The organism is Niabella agricola (genome assembly GCF_021538615.1).
GTDB classification, from domain to species: domain Bacteria; phylum Bacteroidota; class Bacteroidia; order Chitinophagales; family Chitinophagaceae; genus Niabella; species Niabella agricola.
Window position 1 is genome coordinate 3565110 of sequence record NZ_JAJHIZ010000003.1, and the last position, 17807, is coordinate 3582916.

Sequence of the window (17807 nt, forward strand, 5' to 3'; positions counted from 1 at the left end):
CTCCAAATCTCAATACTGCTACAGCACCACGTTCTGAACGAGCACGCTCTTTTCGGGGTAGTCCGTATTGTAATTTAAACCCCGGCTTTCTTTGCGGAAGATAGCGCCTTTTACAATCAGGTATCCAACGGTGATCAGGTTGCGCAACTCCAGCAATTGTGGAGATACCTTGCTTGACCGGTACAGTTGTTCGGTTTCTTCCCATAAAAGATCCAGCCGTTTGGAAGCGCGCTCCAGACGGATATTATTGCGCACAATCCCTACATAATCCGACATAACCTGCCTTAGCTCTTTCAGGTTTTGAGTAATCAGGATCATTTCCCTGGGCTGCATGGTGCCTTTGGCATTCCATTCGGGAATTGGGCCATTGTAATGATGATCATTCAGCTCATTATTCAGAGCTTTCGCGGATACATGCTCAAAACAGCGGTGTGCAAATACCATCGCTTCCAGGAGCGAATTGCTGGCCAACCGGTTGGCACCGTGCAATCCTGTACTGCTGCATTCACCTACTGCATACAGGTTGCGTATGGAGGTTTGTCCCCATTCATCTACCTTAATACCACCACAGCTGTAATGTGCTGCCGGTGATACGGGAATCATCTGCTGTGTAATATCGATGCCGATGCTTTTACATTTCTCGTAAATATTGGGAAAGTGTTCCAGAAATTTTTCCAGTTCAAAATGGCGGCAGTCCAGCCATACATGCTCAGTACCGGTCCGCTTCATCTCGCTGTCGATCGCGCGTGCCACAATATCGCGGGGGGCCAGGTCTTTGCGCTCGTCGTATTTTTCCATAAAGGCCTCCCCGTCCTTGTTGCGCAGGATACCGCCATCGCCCCGGACGGCTTCTGTAATCAAAAATGCCTGACCGGTTAACCCGGCTTCAAACAAAGCCGTGGGATGAAACTGGATGAATTCCATATTTTCAATACGTCCCTTGGCACGGTACACCATAGCCACTCCATCACCGGTAGCAATGCCGGGGTTGGTGGTCGTTCGGTATACCTGCCCGTTGCCCCCGGAAGCCAGGTAGGTGGTTTTTGCGAGTATGGTTTCAATCTCATTGGTACGCAGGTTCAGCACATACACGCCATAGCATTCAATATCGGGCGTAGCCTTGGTAACCAGGTAGCCCAGATGGTGCTGGGTGATGAGATCAATGACAAAACAGTGCTTGATGATTTCAATGTTCGGACAGGATCCTACTGCTTCCAGTAAGGCCCGCTCCATTTCCCACCCGGTAATGTCTTTATGGTGCAGGATGCGGAACGCGCTGTGCCCGCCTTCTTTACCCCGCTTATAGTCACCGTCTGCTTCTTTATCAAAATTGGTGCCCAGGGCAATCAGCTCATTGATGCGTTCGGGCCCTTCTGTAACAACAATCTCAACGACTTTTTTATTGCAGAGGCCGTCTCCGGCGATCAGGGTATCTTCGATATGTTTTTCAAAACTATCATGTTCCAGATCGTTCACCACGGCTACACCGCCCTGGGCGTATTTGGTATTGGTTTCATCTGCCGCCGCCTTGGTCAATACCAGTATTTTTTTATCCGGGAACCGATGCGCCATCTTATAGGCATATGTAAGGCCCGCAATACCCGTTCCGATCACCAGAAAATCTACCTGCTGCATGTGCTTTGTTTAAACAGTAAAAATAGGATTTATTTGGTTTTGGGAATAAAGGACCGGCAAACGCTTCTAAAATGAGAGTAAAAAACCGGGAAAGGTTGATGAAACCGTTTTGAACAAGGAGCTGCCCCTGAAGGAACGCCTTGTGAATGTGCAACCGGTTGTTCAGTTGCTGTGTCATTCTGACAAAGCTTCTTCTGTATCTTCGTTCTGTACGGATGTAAAAGAAAAAACGATGATGAGCAATATGCGTAGAATGATCATTGCGTTAATGAGTATCTGGCTGTCTGTTGCCGCAATGGCCCAACCTTCTAAAGTAAAACATGTAATCCTAATCGGGTGTGATGGATTTGGTGCTTACGCGCTGCCGGAAGCCGAGATGCCACAGTTGAAAAAGCTGATGCAGGAGGGCGCCTGGTCTTTAAAAGCCCGTTCGGTACTCCCTTCTTCCAGTGCGGTTAACTGGGCTTCTTTGTTAATGGGCGCCGGGCCTACGGTACACGGCTATACAGAATGGAACAGCGCAGTGCCGGAAATTCCCTCGGCAGATACCAGCCGGTTGGGCTTATTTCCTTCTGTTTTTTCGATATTGAAGGAGCAACGGCCGCAGGCGATGACTGCATTGATCTATAGCTGGCAGGGGATCGGACCGCTGGTAGAAAAAAATGCTACTACCATACGGGTAGCCGGAAAAGATAAGGATGATTTTTGTGTGGATACGGCCATTGCCATTATCCGGACACATAAGCCGGTGCTGACCTTTTTGCACCTGGATGAGCCGGATGGAGTAGGGCATAATATCGGTCATCGTACCCCGGAGTATTATAAAGAGCTGCAAAAAGTAGATGCCCGCATTGGCAGGATCGTGAAGGCCGTGGAAGATGCCGGGATTGCCAATGAATCTGTAATTATCGTAACAGCGGATCATGGTGGAAAGGGCAAGGGCCACGGTGGTAAATCGCTGGATGAAGTGCAGATCCCCTGGATCGTATACGGCCGGAGTGTGCAAAAGGGGCGCGCTCTAAAACAGCCGATTATTACCTATGATACAGCGGCCACCATCGCCTGGCTCTTGAGACTGAAGATGCCGGAAAGCTGGCGGGGCCTGCCGGTTAAGGAGGCCTTCCGGTAATTCCTACCGGATTTGCTTTTTTAGGCGCTGCATATATTCATCAATGACAGCGGCCTTATCTTTTTTTATCTTTTTTCCCAGTTCCCTGCGCGGACAATGATCATGATAACGCGCGCCCCAATCCATCAGTTCGATGATGATGGGCAGCAGATCGGCTCCTTTTTGCGTAAGGTGATAAATAAATTTAGAACGGTTTTCCGGGGCTACTTCTTTTGACAGGATCTGTGCTGCTTCCAATAACGCCAAACGGCTGGAGAGTATATTGGTAGCGATTTTTTCCTCCGATTTCAGAAACTCGCTGTAAGAACATTTGCCGCGCAGCATCACATCGCGGATGATCAACAGCGACCATTTGTCACCAAAAATATCCAGCGAACAGCTGATGGGGCAGTCGGATCTTTTCTTGCTCATTTTTTAAAGTTCTTGCATTTTGCAATAACTTTCCTAATTTAGTGCTTGCATTTTGCAAGCGCAAAGATACGGATTGCTTAAAAGTAAAAACCAGCACAATGAATCAGACAGCTACCACAAAACAACTTTTGGAACAGTATTACAATGGGTTTGCCCGCAAGGAAGGATGGGAAACCACACTTGCCGAGGACTTTATATTCACGGGTGGTGATATGACCCGCCCCGAACCACTTATCGGGAAAGCCGCTTACCGGCAGGTAATCGACCGGTTTTCGCGGGTATACAATACGATGCAGGTAAAAGAGATGATCGTGGAAGGAAATAAGGCCTGCGTGGTTGGAACCTATGATTATACATTTCCGAACGGCAACCGTATCAGTGGTGATGTGGCTGAAATCTGGGAAGCGCGAAACGGAAAACTGCAGTCCCTCACGATTTTTTTTGACACGCTGACTTTTCAGAAAAATACACCGTCAAACAGTTGAAATTTATGGCATACAGCGAATCCCTTGCACAGCGTATGCGGCGGGCCCTCTCAGCTGTTCCGGGTGTTCAGGAAAAGAAAATGTTTGGCGGACTGGCCTTTATGGTTAATGGGAAAATGTGTCTTACTGTTGGGCCGGGCCGGATCATGTGCCGGGTGGATCCGGCTTTGCATGATCTGCTGGTAGCAAAAAGGGACTGCAGCAGTGTTATCATGAGGGGGCGTATCTACAGGGGATATGTGCACATAAGCGAGGATCAGCTTCGTACAAAAGCAGCCCTGGATTACTGGATTGCGCTGGCCCTGGAACATAATAAAACGATTGATACAGCGATTTCCTCAAAAGCCCGCAAGCGTTGATTTCCCGGAACAGCATTCCGGCATTCTTTAACACAATCCTAATAGTGGCCCTGGCTTCAGGACTGGTTTTTGTGGTAAAAAGAAAGGAGTCTATTCTTTCAAAAATTGTTAAACCAAAAAAACACAGTAACATGAAAAAAAGAATCGCCGTTCTTGCTACGCATGGTTTTGAAGAAAGCGAACTGAAATCCCCGAAGGAACATCTGGAACAGCAGGGCTGGGAAGCGCTGATCATCAGCCCGGAGGCTGGTAGCATCAGGTCCTGGGCGCAAAAAGACTGGGGAAAGGAATACCCAGTGGATCAAACGGTGGCGGAAGCAGATTCCTCAGCATTTGATGCCCTTGTACTGCCCGGAGGGGTACTGAACCCCGACAAGTTGCGGACCAACGAGGAGGCTCTGGATTTTATACGCGACTTTTTTGATCAGCAGAAACCGGTTGCCGCAATTTGTCATGGGCCGCAATTGTTGATCAATGCGGGTGTGGTAAATGGCCGGAGAATGACATCGGTACCCGCTATCCGCGTGGACCTCGTAAATGCAGGTGCTGAATGGGTCGATGAAGAAGTGGTGGTGGATGCAGGGCTGGTAACCAGTCGTACACCCAAAGACCTCCCCGCATTTAACAAGAAAATGGTAGAAGAAATACAGGAAGGGGTGCATGCGGAGTAGGTCTTAAAATGTTGTTCCTGAAATGGATCCTGTTTGTACGGTAGGATCCTTTTTGTATTTGTTAGCTGCCTGAAATACTCCGGATATCCGTGATTCGAATGCCCTGAAAGCAATCGTCCTGGCAACCTTTTGGTACAAAACCGCAGGAAGAGATCATGCCGCGGTTTTGGGTTTCAAAATAGATATGATTTTCATCTGGGTTTACTTTTAACCATTCATTCTTTGCCTTTATGTAAACCTTATCGAGTGTAAGGGCTGTTTCATACGGATGATGGGTGTTAATATTGTCTGTTGTTTCAATCCAGGTTTCCTTTAGTTCCTGTTGATGGATGTCATAATTCATGATAAAGCCTTTGTATTCCTGCCGGATAACAGCCCCGTTTTTTACGGTTATGGTATATTCCGTTTTACTACCACTCCAGGAACTGAAGACTTTTGTGTATTGATATTGATTCCTGCTATTATCTCTGAAACTGAGCCATGTCCGGTAACTCTGCTGATAATCGTCTTCGAACACCGCTTTTTTGCAGGACAGGCATATAATAAGCATTGTTATCATAAGCAGGAACTGATATTTCATTGTACTGTTTTTTGTTAATGGTATTATGCTATGAAACGTAAAAATGGAAGGAAGTGCAACAAAGGTGTCCGGGCATCATCTTTGTTCGCGGAAGCCCATCGCTCATTTACAAATTGCCCGACAATTCCTATATCTGTTGGGATGAAAAAATAAATGCAGTATCTTCCACTAAAATTGCACCATGAGCCCGGATACAACCGCTTACAATAACGCCCAAACGAAAGAAGACCAGGCCATCTGTAATTTGCTGGCACAAGAAATCTCCGCTCATCTGCCGCAGGCTGAAAATAAGATCTGGCACCGGCACCCGGTATGGTTCCTTGATGGAAACCCTGTTGTTGGATACAGCAAACTAAAAGATAGCGTGCGGTTGCTGTTTTGGAGCGGACAGTCGTTTGAGGAACCCGGATTGTTGCCGGAGGGTAGTTTTAAAGCAGCGGAGGCCCGCTACATGCACGAAGCCGAGGTGAACAAAAAAGACCTGAAACGATGGCTTAAAAAGGCGATGCATATTCAATGGGACTATAAAAATATTGTAAAACGCAGGGGCGTACTGGAGCGGTTGAAATGATGCGCAGGCGGGATGGGCTGCCCGGATTTTGATATTCCGGTTTGTCTGGATCTTTATTGAGTGTGTGTTAAAACTGTTGCTTCCGCAAAATGCGTTTTGAACGCCTGCAAACCTTACTGTTATGGAAGAAACCTTCACCCATGTAAGAACCATGATCAGCATTATTCTGGGGTTCGGGATCGCCCAGTTGCTTAAAAATGCAGTGAAACTGATCGACCTCCGGAAAGGGCCCAAGCCCAATCCGCTGCATTTGTTATGGGTGGGCTACACGTTTTTGCTGGTCATTCATTTCTGGTGGTGGGAAGCGCGGCTGACAGGAGTGGGAAGCTGGAATTTCCTGGAATACCTGTTCCTCATTTTTTATACAACCATGTATTTTGCCCTTACTGTACTGATCTTCCCTGATAATATTGTTGGCTATAACGGATACCGGGATTATTTCTTTTCACGAAAGCAATGGTTTTTTTCATTCCTGATTGTCATTTTTATTACTGACTTTGTGGATACGCTTTTGAAGGGAAAACAGTATTTCCTGTCGCTGCACTGGGAATACCCGGTACGCAATCTCGTTCACATTGTGCTATGCCTGCTGGGCATCCGGTTTAATAATATCCGGTTTCAATATGCGCTGGCCCTGCTTTTCATCCTGTATGAGATTTCCTATATACTCCGGCACTACTTTTTTTAGCAAAAGATGGTCTTTTAAGGAAAAATTTCTCTGATAAGGAATTGTTATCGATTTCCTAAAAATTATCTACGATTTTTTAATACGAATATTGTCGTATAAATTCGCACTGCACTTTACCCGTTTTATACCATTGTTTTGCGCTTTTGCCACAGCATATAAGCGGAGGGTGGTGTTTTTAAATAACCTTGCTTAAAAAGAATGCTCATGAAGAAAACAGGAATGATTGTTTTCCTGCTGATTATTGCCTTATGGAGCCAGGCCCAGGGCAGCATCACCGGAACACTGCTAGATACACAAACCAAAAAAGGACTCTATCTGGCCACCGTTACGGTATATAAGGCCGCCGATACCAGCATTATCACTTACCGGCTGTCTGCTATCGACGGGGTATTTAAAGTTCCGGGTCTGCCGCTGCATACGCCGCTGCGGGTTATTGCAACCTTTACAGGTTATAAGGTGATGCGAAAAGATTTTACCCTGACGTCGCCCCTGCTCAACCTGGATACGCTTTGGATGGCACCAGACAGCACTTCACTGGATGAAGTGCTGGTGGTAGCGGAGCGCCCGCCGATGGCCGTACGCAAGGATACCATTGAGTTTAATGCGGCGGCGTTTAAAACCCTGCCCAACGCCCTGGTGGAAGACCTTTTGAAAAAGCTGCCCGGAGTACAGGTAGATCGCGACGGAAATATTACGGTAAACGGCAAGCCGGTGAACCGGATTACCGTAGATGGGAAAGCCTTTTTTGGAGATGATCCGAAAATGGCTACGCGCAATCTCCCTTCTAATGTAATCGATAAGGTGCAGGTGACGGATGATAAAGAGGAGCTGCTGCGGAGAGGAGATGATAATATTAATAACGTGGGCAAGGTCATTAACCTGACGTTCAAAAAAGGCGTAAAGAAGGGAATGTTTGGAAAAGCGTATGCAGGTGTTGGCACGGCAGGTACCTATGAAGCGGGTGCTATTGCCAATGTATTCAGAGATACATTACAGGTGAGCGCCCTGGGCTACACCAATAATCTCAACCGTCCGGGGTTTAGTTTTTCTGAGCTGATGCAAACGGGGGGGATGCAGCGTAACTCGGATGTAAACAGTAACCGCAGTATCAGCATTTGGCGCAATTCAAACGGAGGTTCGGGTATCCGGATCAATAATATCAACTTTGGCGGCATCACAGAATACGGAGGAATCAGCACCAGTTCTGGCCTGGGGGTGAACATTAACCATTCTCCCAGCAATAAACAATCGATCTTTGGACAATATTTTTACGGCAATGTAAAGGTGGATGTAAAAAACGACGGATATACCGAATATAATAATGGCGATACCATCTTAAAAAGAACTGAAGACGAAAAGGCTAAAGTACTGATCAATGCTCATAATATCGGGCTGGGCGCTAAACTGCGACCAGATTCTCTAACCAATATCCAGGCGGGTATCAACTACATGACCGGCAATACGGTGGACGACCGGTATACGCTGGTGCAAAGTACGCATTCGGTGCTGGGCAGCCTGAGCGATGGCCGTGTAGACCTGGACCGAGATAATATCAGCCGGAATTACCGGCACTATTTAAATTATAACCGGCTGTCCGGGGCCCGTAAAGGACGCCGGTTTACGATAAATCATCAGCTCATCTGGCAGCTGCGGGATAATGCAGCAACTACCCATTCGCTGATTCATTACAAGTATCCGCAGTTGAAGGACAGCCTGTTTGACCAGTTGCGACAGGAGAAGGTGCCTACGCTCAATGCCAGCATCAATGGCAATTACAGCGAGCCTCTGGTTAAAAATCTTTCTGCCCGTGTAGACGCACGGTATGAGTATGAATACCTCACCAATACGATCCGTACCTATGGCCTTGATGGGTCGGGCGGCTTCACTCTGTTGAACAATGACCTCAGCAACCGGTTTGAGCGCACCAGCAACAGTCTTTCCACGGCTATGGGGTTGGAATACAAATACAAAAAATTAACGGTTACCCCACGGGTTCGCTACCAGTCGCAGCGTTTTACAAACCGGCTGGTGTCTATGCCTGAAGATGTGGTGCAACGGCTGAACACTTTTTTGCCGGAGCTGGGCATTGTTTACGGCAAGCTGAACATCGATTACCGCAAAGAAGTGGTTCTGCCCGATTATCGCTACCTGATCCCGGTTTTTGACAATACCAACCCCTATGTGACCAATAACGGTAATCCTGATCTGCTGCCGGCCATACGGCATAGTTTGCAGCTGAATATGTATACCTATGACCCCAAGCTCAGCCTGAATGTGTGGGGATGGGCCCGGGCGGCTACAACTAAAAATGATGTGATCCAAAACATTCTGTTGCAGGATAACGGCACCCAGATTATCATGCCGGTAAACGCCAATGGTGGCAAAAGTATTTCCGGCAATGGGGGCATTAATAAGCAAAATAAATTTTCACAGCGGTTTACCATGAATTCGAACATCGGGTTCTATTATGAGTACAACGAAAACTTCTTTAGTTATAACAATGAGCTGAGCAAACAGTACCGGAACAACATGAATCTCTGGGCCGGTATCGGCTTAAACTGGAATGATGTGTTTGAATGGAATAATAACGTCAATTACGGCGGGCAAAGGGTTCGGAACTCCAATAGGGCCCTGTTTCAATCGTACCGGGTTTCGAATTATGAAATCAGTTCGGAGCAGATCCTGCGCTGGCCCAAACATATTATCCTTGAAAACAATGTAACCTTTGTGCAGAACAGCGCTATTGTGGACCCCTCCCTGCGCCGATTTGTACGTTGGAACGCAGCGCTGAATATTACCATGTTTAAAAATGAAGCGGGTGTGTTGCGGCTGGGTGTAAACGACATCTTACGGAAAATGAATGATACTAATGTGGAATTGTCGCAGAACATGCTCCGTTACCGGCGGGGCAACGTATTAGGTAACTACTATATGGCTACATTTACTTATAATATACGTCCCTCCGGGGCCAAGAAAAAAGTAGGCGGACAGTCGTTGCTGTTGTTTTAGGAACGGGTTTCATTCCGGTCTTTCGATGTGGAATGAAACCGTTATTTATGAAAGTTAATGGCTGACTGCTGAAAACTGATGACTGATCACAAAACCTAAGGCTCCATCCATACCTCGTTTTCTTTCAATAGGTCGATGAGCGCCTCCACAGCAATATCGCTGTTCACATTCCGTTTTACCACATCCTTGCCTTTGTAAAGTGTAATCTTTCCCGGGCCGCTACCTACGTAGCCGAAATCGGCATCGGCCATTTCGCCTGGTCCGTTTACAATACAACCCATGATCGCAATTTTTACACCTTTGAGGTGGTTGGTAACGGAGCGGATCTTTGTGGTGGTTTCCTGTAGATCAAACAGCGTCCGGCCACAGGAAGGGCAGGAAATATATTCTGTTTTGGAAATGCGGGTGCGGGTGGCCTGTAAAATACTGAAAGCTGTGTTGTTCATAAACTGCTCTGCAGCTCCGGTATCTGTGGCCAATGTATAGCGCCGTCCGCTCAACTGAGCGTCGTTAAATGTATTGTAAGCTTCGGCGCTCATGCCCAGGCAAATACCGTTGCCATAACCATCCAGGAACAAGGCGCCGGTTTCAGTAGCAAAGTGGATTAAATGCTCATCGGCCGTGCTCCAGTCACTGTCTGTAATAAAGACCAATGGATGTTGGATACCGCGTTCCTCCAGTTCAATACACATACGGCGTACAGATTGCATCGCATTTTTCCGGCGGCTGCTCAGGCAGAGTACGATATTCGTTTTACCCGCCAGGGCATTCAGGTCTTGCAGGTTGTCTGCATCCAGCATTACAAAATTCAGCAGCGGACTTGTAGGGGCCGTATTGATGAATGCACCGGTCTCATATAGGGGAAAATATTTTGTCGGGTCCTGCGCCGTTGCCCAATGTTCCGGTGTAGTGATCACTTTCAACATTCCCGGCAGGGGAAAATCCAGTTCGGCCTTCGCGGTATAAATATAATCCGCTGCGGCGTCGGCAACATGCCATTTATCATTCCCTGCATCGTACGTATAACCTACGGCCTGTAAGGACGCCGGGGTAATCGTGTTTAGCTTGCTAAGATCGGCTACTACCACCGGTACCTGTTCGCCTCCTATGTTTCCAACGCTTGTAGTCCGATGTTTTTGCGACTGAAAAGGGTTGTATTTGGCGGTGGCCAGGTCAACCGGCTGGCCTGCTGATCTTGGTGAGTGCGTATCCGCTGGCGAGTCCTTTAACGAATTGCTTTCATACCGCTTCACAATATCCCGGCATACGGGGATCTCCAGCTCGGGGTCTTCGGTCAGTGAAACACGGATCGTATCACCGATACCGTCTTCCATAAGCGTACCAATACCAATGGCCGATTTGATACGGCCGTCTTCGCCATCGCCTGCTTCGGTAACGCCCAGGTGCAAAGGATAGATCTCCCCAAACTCTTCATCCATCGTTTTGATCAGCAACCGGTAGGCCTGTACCATCACGATAGGATTGCTGGCCTTCATGCTCAGCACGATCTGGTGATAATTTTCATCTCTTGCAATACGCAGGAACTCCATGGCACTTTCCACCATTCCCATGGGGGTGTCGCCATAACGGCTCATGATCCGGTCGCTCAGGCTGCCATGATTGGTACCGATGCGCATAGCCGTTCCATATTCCTTACATACTTTGATCAGGGGAGTGAACCGTTCGCGGATCCGGTCAATTTCTTCCGCATATTCCGCATCTGTGTATTCGAGCTGTTCAAATTTCTTTTTATCAACATAATTGCCCGGGTTCACCCGCACTTTTTCAACGATACGCGCGGCAATTTCAGCAGCATTCGGTGTAAAATGAATATCGGCTACCAGCGGTGTATGATAGCCCCTTTTATGCAATTCATTCTTAATATTCAGCAGGTTCTCGGCTTCCTTTTTGGATGGCGCTGTAATGCGGACCAGCTCGGCTCCGGCTTCAATACACCGGATGGATTGTTCCACTGTACTGATGGTATCCATCGTATCGGTGGTGGTCATGGTTTGCACCCGGATGGGATGGTTATTACCTAATAATAAATCTCCAATCTTTACCTCTTTGGTTAACAGTCTTTTATATGAAGTGAGTGATGCTGCGTATAATTCCATGCTGCAAAGATAACCAATGTTTGAGTGTACATTCATTTATAAACTTGCAGCTGCTGGCGGTTTTTTGTTCAGGTATCTCATGGCAGTTTCGTCTTCTGTGCAGATTCTGATTTTTGCATCTTTGGCCCGGGTTGATGGTGATCGCTTTCTTTTGCACTTATCCGCGGATCTGCGGGAGCAGGACATTGGCTGTTCCATCTTTTCTGTTTATCTTTCCTCCCGGTTAACGATGCGCTTCATGTTTATTAAAAAGCCTGTGTCTGTACGTACGTTTATTGCGTTTTTGATGTTGCTTGCCTTAACAACCCGGGCACAGCAACCACCGGTGGCGGTTATTGAACGGCTGCACCCAAACCTGGATGCCGTGATCGATACCCATGCCACAGTATCGGTAATTGCGGATGGCTTCGGATGGGTAGAAGGACCTTTATGGGTGGAGGCGGAAAAGATGTTGCTGTTTTCCGATGTATTGAACAACAGGATCTATAAGTGGACTGCGGAAAAAGGTACCCGGATTTACTTGGAGCCTTCGGGATACACAGCCGCTGTTCCGCGGGGTAAAGAACTGGGGTCAAACGGACTGGCCATCAATGCCCGTGGTCAGCTGGTGCTTTGCCAGCATGGCGACCGCCGCATCTCAGTAATGAATGCTCCGCTTGCAAACCCAGAACCGGCATTTATTACAGCCGCCGGCGACTATCGGAACAAAAAGTTCAATAGTCCCAATGACCTGGCCGTTAAAAGCAATGGCGCCATCTATTTTACAGACCCGCCTTACGGATTGGAACAGGGACCGGAAGATCCTGCAAGGGAACTGCCGTTTCATGGGGTGTACCGCATTGCAAAGGACGGACATGTTACCTTATTGGCCGACAGCCTGACCCGGCCGAATGGTATTGCTTTTTTTCCGGGCGAAAAGCAGTTGCTGATTGCCAACTCGGATCCGCAAAAACCGCACTGGTATATCTATGATCTGGATAAAGAGGGCGGGCTTGCCAACGGACGTGTTTTTTTTAATGGTACGGCCATTTTCCAAAAAGAGCACCGCACACCGGATGGAATTAAGATCAATAAAAGAGGGGTTGTTTTTGCGCCGGGGCCGGGCGGCGTATGGATCTTTAATAAAGAAGGCCGGGCACTGGGCAGAATCAAGACCAGCTTGATTACGTCTAATTGTGCGTTTTCGGAAGATTACCGCACGCTCTTTATTACCGCTGATCATTGTGTATTAAAAGTAACATTAAAATAACAGCAACAACATATGACCGTTTATCAACAAATAACCCGAAATAAACTCATTGCCATTTTAAGAGGTGCTGCTCCTTCGGAGGTGGTCCGTATTGCTACCGCATTATATGAAGGGGGCATCCGGCTGCTGGAAATTACCATGAATTCAGAAGCACCACTACAGGCCATCGAGCAGGTAGCCGATAAACTGGGCGATGCGATGATAATTGGTGCCGGAACAGTCCTTGATGCCGCCCACGCTGCGGATGCAGTGCGTGCCGGAGCCCGTTTTATTCTTTCTCCGGTTGTGGAAGAACGCGTCATTGATGCAAGTAAGAGGCTGGGTGCTGTTAGCATTCCGGGAGCCTATACGGCTACCGAAATTTATACGGCTCACAAAGCCGGCGCTGATATCGTGAAAGTGTTTCCTGCCAACTCTCCTGCATACATCAAAGACCTCAGAGCCCCGCTGCCACATATTCCCTTATTGCCTACAGGGGGCATTACACCGGAAAATATTGGTGCGTATCTGAAAACCGGGGCCGTGGGATTTGGTATCGGCAGTGCATTGGTCGATACCAAACAACCGGTAACCGATGCATACCTGGAAACGCTAAAAGAAAATGCCCGCCAGTTTGTGCAGGCCATTCAATCCTAAAAAGAACATCATGAAAATAAAAGGATATGAACTGTTCCTGGTGCCGCCCCGCTGGCTCTTTTTAAAGATCGAAACAGATGAAGGCATCACCGGCTGGGGCGAACCGGTGATCGAGGGAAGAGCGGCTACTGTAAAAGCTGCGGTGGACGAGTTGATGGAATACCTGGAAGGTAAGGATCCCTTACATATTGAGGACCACTGGAACACAATGTACCGGGCAGGGTTTTACCGGGGAGGACCGATCCTGATGAGTGCAATTGCCGGTATCGACCAGGCGCTGTGGGATATTAAGGGAAAATACTATCATGCGCCGGTGCATCAGCTTTTGGGAGGCAGGGCGCATGATTCAATGAAGGTATATTCCTGGATCGGTGGCGACCGGCCGGCAGATGTAGGCGCTGCAGCACGGCAGATGGCGGAGCAGGGGTTCCTTGCGGTGAAAATGAATGCCACCGAGGAATTACAATATGTGGACAGCTATGATAAAATAGACCAGGCAGTAGCCCGTATTGCAGCAGTGCGCGAGGCTACCGGTCAGGACTTTGGGGTCGGTATCGATTTCCATGGCCGGGTACACAAACCAATGGCAAAGATCCTGGCGAAAGAACTGGAACCGTTCCGGCCCATGTTTATTGAGGAGCCGGTACTTCCGGAAAACAATGAGGCGCTGCGCGAAATTGCAAACCATGTATCCATCCCGATTGCCACCGGCGAGCGGATGTTTTCCAGGTGGCAGTTCAAAACCCTGCTCACTGAAGGTTATGCCGATATCATTCAGCCGGATGTATCGCATGCAGGAGGTATTACAGAATGCAAGAAGATCCTTTCCATGGCAGAGGCCTTTGATGTGGCTGCGGCCCCGCATTGTCCGCTGGGGCCTATTGCACTGGCCGCCTGTTTACAGGTAGATGCTACCTGCCATAATGCTTTTATCCAGGAGCAGAGCCTGGGCATCCATTACAACCAGGGCAGTGACCTTCTCGATTATCTGACAGATAAAACCGTGCTTGAATACAGGAACGGGTATGTAAAAATACCGGATCAGCCTGGGTTGGGTATCAATATCAACGAAGCGCATGTACGTAAAATGGCAGCCATAGGCCATAACTGGCGGAACCCCGTATGGCGGCACAAGGATGGAAGCATTGCAGAATGGTAAAACAAAAAATATGAACTCCAACATTCCGGCTGTTAGGCCTACCCGGGTCCGCTACCAGGTATTGTTCCTCATATTCGTGAACGTAGTCATCAATTATATGGACCGCAGTAACCTGGCTGTGGCTGCTTCTGCTATCGGAAAGGAATTCCGGTTTTCTTCTGTGCAGATGGGGCTTATTTTTTCTGCATTCAGCTGGACCTACCTGTTATTCCAGGTTCCCGGTGGCATCCTGGTGAAACGGTTCACTCCCCGGGTGCTCTACGCCGTTAGTCTTATCGGCTGGTCACTGGCCACCGTGTTGCAAGGGTTTGCAAAAGGCTTTGTTTCCTTATTTGGATTGCGGATGGCTACCGGGGCGCTTGAGGCGCCGGCTTTCCCCATTAATAACCGCGTGGTCAGCAGCTGGTTCCCCGTGCAGGAGCGGGCTTCAGCCATTGCCGTATATACCTCCGGACAGTTTCTGGGACTGGCCTTCCTGATGCCGGTTCTTTCAAAAATCCAGCTGCAGGCCGGGTGGAAGGGGCTCTTTGTGATTACTGGGCTGATTGGAATGGTATGGGGATTGATATGGTACTTCCTTTACCGGGACCCCCTGCAGCATAAAAGGGCGAATCAGGAAGAGCTTAGACATATAGAGGATGGCGGTGGCATATTCAACAGCCGGCAGGATGATAAGATCAAACGGTCTTTTCAATGGAAGGACCTGCGCGTGGTATTATCGTACCGGAAGCTATGGGGGATCTACCTGGGACAATTTGCGGTGAACGGAGCCTTGTGGTTCTTTTTGACCTGGTTTCCTAAATACCTGGTCGATTACAGGGGAATGAATTTTATCCAATCCGGTTATTGGGCTTCTGTTCCCTACCTGTCGGCATTTGCAGGCGTACTGAGCTCGGGCTTCCTTTCCGATTACCTGGTGCGCCGGGGTGTACCGGCTGCCCGTGCCCGCAAATGGCCCATTATTGCCGGTCTGCTGTTGTCCGTATGCATTGTGGGCGCTAATTATGTGCATACACCGGGGTGGATCATCCTGTTTATGTCTCTGTCTTTTTTTGGAGTAGGATTTGCTTCCATTACCTGGATCTTTGTATCCACGCTTGCGCCTGAGTACCTGATCGACGTAACCGGGGGTGTCTTTAATTTTATTGGTCAGCTCTCCGGTATTGTAGTGCCGGTGGTGATCGGCTTTCTGGCCAGCGGCGGCAATTTTGCGCCGGCGCTTATTTTCATTGCAGTGCTCGGGGCGTTGGGTGCTTGTTCTTACATCTTCCTGGTAGGAAATGTTGAGCGGGTAACGGTGGAAAATGCACGGGATCAATAATCATTAATTGTATGGATTTTTTTTTAAGTTGCGATTGGGGAACGAGTACATTCCGGTTACGGCTGATACAGGTAACCGGTTTAGTCATACAAGCAACTGTTCAACTTGCGCAGGGCATCGCTCAAACGGCAGCGGAATGGCAGCAAAAGGGCGAAGCCATCAGCAGGGAAGCATATTATATCCGTTTTTTAAACCAGCAAATTCAAACCCTGGAACAACAACTGGGGCATTCACTGACCGGTATTCCGATTGTGTTGTCGGGTATGGCTTCGTCCTCCATCGGGGTAACCGAATTGCCCTATAAAGCACTGCCATTTTCGATAGATGGTTCCGGTCTCATAGTGCAGACCATTCCCGATGATCGCCATCCTTTGTTGCTGATCTCCGGTGCCTGTACTGCAACAGATGTGATGCGCGGCGAGGAAACAAAAATCGTGGGAGCAGCAGACGCTTTGCCCGACACGGAGCAGGAGCTGTTGCTGTTGCTGCCCGGAACCCACCCCAAGCATATACAGGTCCATAACCGCATGGTAACGGCCTTCCGAACGTTTATGACGGGGGAAGTTTTTGGCCTGCTTGCAGCACAGAGCATCCTGGCAGGCTCGGTAACCCGTAACAATGAGCTGAGTGACCCCTCAAGCCATGCGTATTTTATGCGTGGCGTACACCTCAGCCAAACGCATTCTTTATTACATCATTTGTTTGGGGTACGCACAAATCAGCTGTTAAAAAAAATACCACCGGAACATAACTATCATTACCTCAGTGGCCTGCTGATTGGCGAGGAACTGAAGACCCTGCTGGCTGATCAACCGGTATACCTGCTGGGCAGCACCACACATTTGGCGGCATATACCCTTGCCTGTGAGACGCTGGGCATTAAAACAATCCTGTTACCGGATGCAGACCAGGCACTGGTGAAGGGACAGCTGGAGATCTTAAAACGGCATCAGATGCATTAGCGGGTTACATCCCCGCCGGAATACTGCATTGCCAGCCCGGGTATACCCCGAATTTGAGACAGCCAGGGTAGGTTGCCACCTGGTATTGCTGCATCCGGTACTTCATACTACCGGCGGTATTTCCTTATTTCTTATTTTTATATCCAATGAAACCGGTTGCCTGGCATATTGCTTTTATCTGCGTAGTGGTGCTCTATTTTTTGGCCATGGCCCTGCAAAACGACGCCCTGCAGTTTTTGCTAAAACCCTTGCTGGTAAGCACGCTGCTGGGTGGCTTTATTTCAGCAACTGCTGGCAGCGGTTCGCCGTTTAAAAAATGGGTGGTCGGCGCCCTGGTATGCTCCGTTGGTGGGGATACACTACTAATGTTTGCCAATGACAACGAACGGTACTTTATTTTAGGACTGGTTTGCTTTTTGATTGCCCATATCTTTTATATCCTTTGTTTTCATTTTATAAAAGTAAAAGCATCTATTTCCGGCAAATGGTATACAGCTATTATTGTAGGAGTGTATTACTTTTTCATCATGAGCTTTTTGCTGCCGCATCTGGGCGTATTAAAAATACCGGTACTGATCTACGGTGTCGTTATCAGTTTTATGCTCCTGCTGGCTATGCACTTATATGACTTGCCCAATCACAAAACGGCACGTATCATTTTAACGGGCGCTGTCTTTTTTGCAGTATCGGATTCGGTGCTCGCAGTGAATAAATTCCATCACCCGGTTGCATGGGGCGGTTGGGCTATTATGGGTACTTATACACTGGCGCAATGGCTACTGACACGCGGAATGACCCGGTATATCAGGGAGCAGGTATTGTAGG

The 17807-nt window shown here is 48.4% G+C and carries 17 protein-coding genes; 13 read left to right on the forward strand and 4 right to left on the reverse strand.

Going from position 1 to position 17807, the window contains the following annotated elements; all coding sequences use genetic code 11:
* Positions 1 to 18: 18 nt before the first annotated feature.
* Positions 19 to 1635, reverse strand: a complete 1617-nt coding sequence (gene nadB / locus LL912_RS20310; RefSeq protein WP_235555442.1) for an L-aspartate oxidase — start codon at positions 1633 to 1635, stop codon at positions 19 to 21.
* 109 nt (positions 1636 to 1744) lie between these two features.
* Here nadB and LL912_RS20315 point away from each other — a divergent pair, with 109 nt between their 5' ends.
* The gene (locus LL912_RS20315; RefSeq protein WP_235555443.1) at positions 1745 to 2764 is read left to right on the forward strand and encodes an alkaline phosphatase; all 1020 of its coding nucleotides are present in this window, start codon (positions 1745 to 1747) and stop codon (positions 2762 to 2764) included.
* A 3-nt stretch (positions 2765 to 2767) separates the two neighbouring features.
* Here the strand turns inward: LL912_RS20315 and LL912_RS20320 are convergent, their stop codons facing one another.
* Positions 2768 to 3175: a winged helix-turn-helix transcriptional regulator gene (locus LL912_RS20320; protein WP_235555444.1), complete on the reverse strand. Its 408-nt coding sequence runs from the start codon at positions 3173 to 3175 to the stop codon at positions 2768 to 2770.
* A 98-nt stretch (positions 3176 to 3273) separates the two neighbouring features.
* On the opposite strand from LL912_RS20320, the gene LL912_RS20325 reads away from it, so the two are divergent.
* From LL912_RS20325 to LL912_RS20335, 3 genes are all read left to right on the forward strand, one after another.
* Complete coding sequence (locus LL912_RS20325; protein WP_235555445.1) at positions 3274 to 3660, forward strand: nuclear transport factor 2 family protein; 387 nt, start codon at positions 3274 to 3276, stop codon at positions 3658 to 3660.
* Between the two features lie 5 nt (positions 3661 to 3665).
* Complete coding sequence (locus tag LL912_RS20330) at positions 3666 to 4019, forward strand: TfoX/Sxy family protein (RefSeq protein WP_235555446.1); 354 nt, start codon at positions 3666 to 3668, stop codon at positions 4017 to 4019.
* A gap of 131 nt (positions 4020 to 4150) precedes the next feature.
* Positions 4151 to 4690 (forward strand): type 1 glutamine amidotransferase domain-containing protein, encoded by a 540-nt coding sequence (locus LL912_RS20335; RefSeq protein ID WP_235555447.1) that lies wholly within the window; start codon positions 4151 to 4153, stop codon positions 4688 to 4690.
* Between the two features lie 61 nt (positions 4691 to 4751).
* Here the strand turns inward: LL912_RS20335 and LL912_RS20340 are convergent, their stop codons facing one another.
* Positions 4752 to 5270, reverse strand: coding sequence for a hypothetical protein (locus LL912_RS20340; RefSeq protein ID WP_235555448.1), 519 nt, complete (start codon positions 5268 to 5270; stop codon positions 4752 to 4754).
* 181 nt (positions 5271 to 5451) lie between these two features.
* Here LL912_RS20340 and LL912_RS20345 point away from each other — a divergent pair, with 181 nt between their 5' ends.
* The 3 genes from LL912_RS20345 to LL912_RS20355 all read left to right on the forward strand — a co-directional run bounded on the left by LL912_RS20345 (position 5452) and on the right by LL912_RS20355 (position 9538).
* Complete coding sequence (locus LL912_RS20345) at positions 5452 to 5841, forward strand: DUF1801 domain-containing protein (protein WP_235555449.1); 390 nt, start codon at positions 5452 to 5454, stop codon at positions 5839 to 5841.
* 121 nt (positions 5842 to 5962) lie between these two features.
* Positions 5963 to 6529: a hypothetical protein gene (locus LL912_RS20350; RefSeq protein ID WP_235555450.1), complete on the forward strand. Its 567-nt coding sequence runs from the start codon at positions 5963 to 5965 to the stop codon at positions 6527 to 6529.
* A 204-nt stretch (positions 6530 to 6733) separates the two neighbouring features.
* A complete protein-coding gene (locus LL912_RS20355) occupies positions 6734 to 9538 on the forward strand; it encodes an outer membrane beta-barrel protein (protein WP_235555451.1) in 2805 nt (934 codons plus the stop codon).
* A gap of 95 nt (positions 9539 to 9633) precedes the next feature.
* On the opposite strand, the gene ispG is transcribed toward LL912_RS20355, so the two are convergent.
* The gene (gene ispG, locus LL912_RS20360; RefSeq protein WP_235555452.1) at positions 9634 to 11655 is read right to left on the reverse strand and encodes a (E)-4-hydroxy-3-methylbut-2-enyl-diphosphate synthase; all 2022 of its coding nucleotides are present in this window, start codon (positions 11653 to 11655) and stop codon (positions 9634 to 9636) included.
* A 238-nt stretch (positions 11656 to 11893) separates the two neighbouring features.
* On the opposite strand from ispG, the gene LL912_RS20365 reads away from it, so the two are divergent.
* The 6 genes from LL912_RS20365 (at position 11894) to LL912_RS20390 (ending at position 17806) form a co-directional block, all read left to right on the forward strand.
* Complete coding sequence (locus LL912_RS20365) at positions 11894 to 12904, forward strand: SMP-30/gluconolactonase/LRE family protein (protein ID WP_235555453.1); 1011 nt, start codon at positions 11894 to 11896, stop codon at positions 12902 to 12904.
* 12 nt (positions 12905 to 12916) lie between these two features.
* A complete protein-coding gene (locus LL912_RS20370; protein ID WP_235555454.1) occupies positions 12917 to 13540 on the forward strand; it encodes a bifunctional 4-hydroxy-2-oxoglutarate aldolase/2-dehydro-3-deoxy-phosphogluconate aldolase in 624 nt (207 codons plus the stop codon).
* 10 nt (positions 13541 to 13550) lie between these two features.
* Positions 13551 to 14699 carry a galactonate dehydratase gene (dgoD, locus tag LL912_RS20375; RefSeq protein ID WP_235555455.1) on the forward strand — a complete coding sequence of 383 codons (1149 nt, stop codon included), beginning with the start codon at positions 13551 to 13553 and terminating at the stop codon, positions 14697 to 14699.
* Between the two features lie 10 nt (positions 14700 to 14709).
* The gene (locus LL912_RS20380; protein WP_235555456.1) at positions 14710 to 16020 is read left to right on the forward strand and encodes an MFS transporter; all 1311 of its coding nucleotides are present in this window, start codon (positions 14710 to 14712) and stop codon (positions 16018 to 16020) included.
* An 11-nt stretch (positions 16021 to 16031) separates the two neighbouring features.
* Positions 16032 to 16982, forward strand: coding sequence for a 2-dehydro-3-deoxygalactonokinase (locus tag LL912_RS20385; RefSeq protein ID WP_235555457.1), 951 nt, complete (start codon positions 16032 to 16034; stop codon positions 16980 to 16982).
* Between the two features lie 146 nt (positions 16983 to 17128).
* Positions 17129 to 17806 (forward strand): lysoplasmalogenase, encoded by a 678-nt coding sequence (locus tag LL912_RS20390; protein WP_235555458.1) that lies wholly within the window; start codon positions 17129 to 17131, stop codon positions 17804 to 17806.
* Position 17807 lies beyond the last annotated feature (1 nt).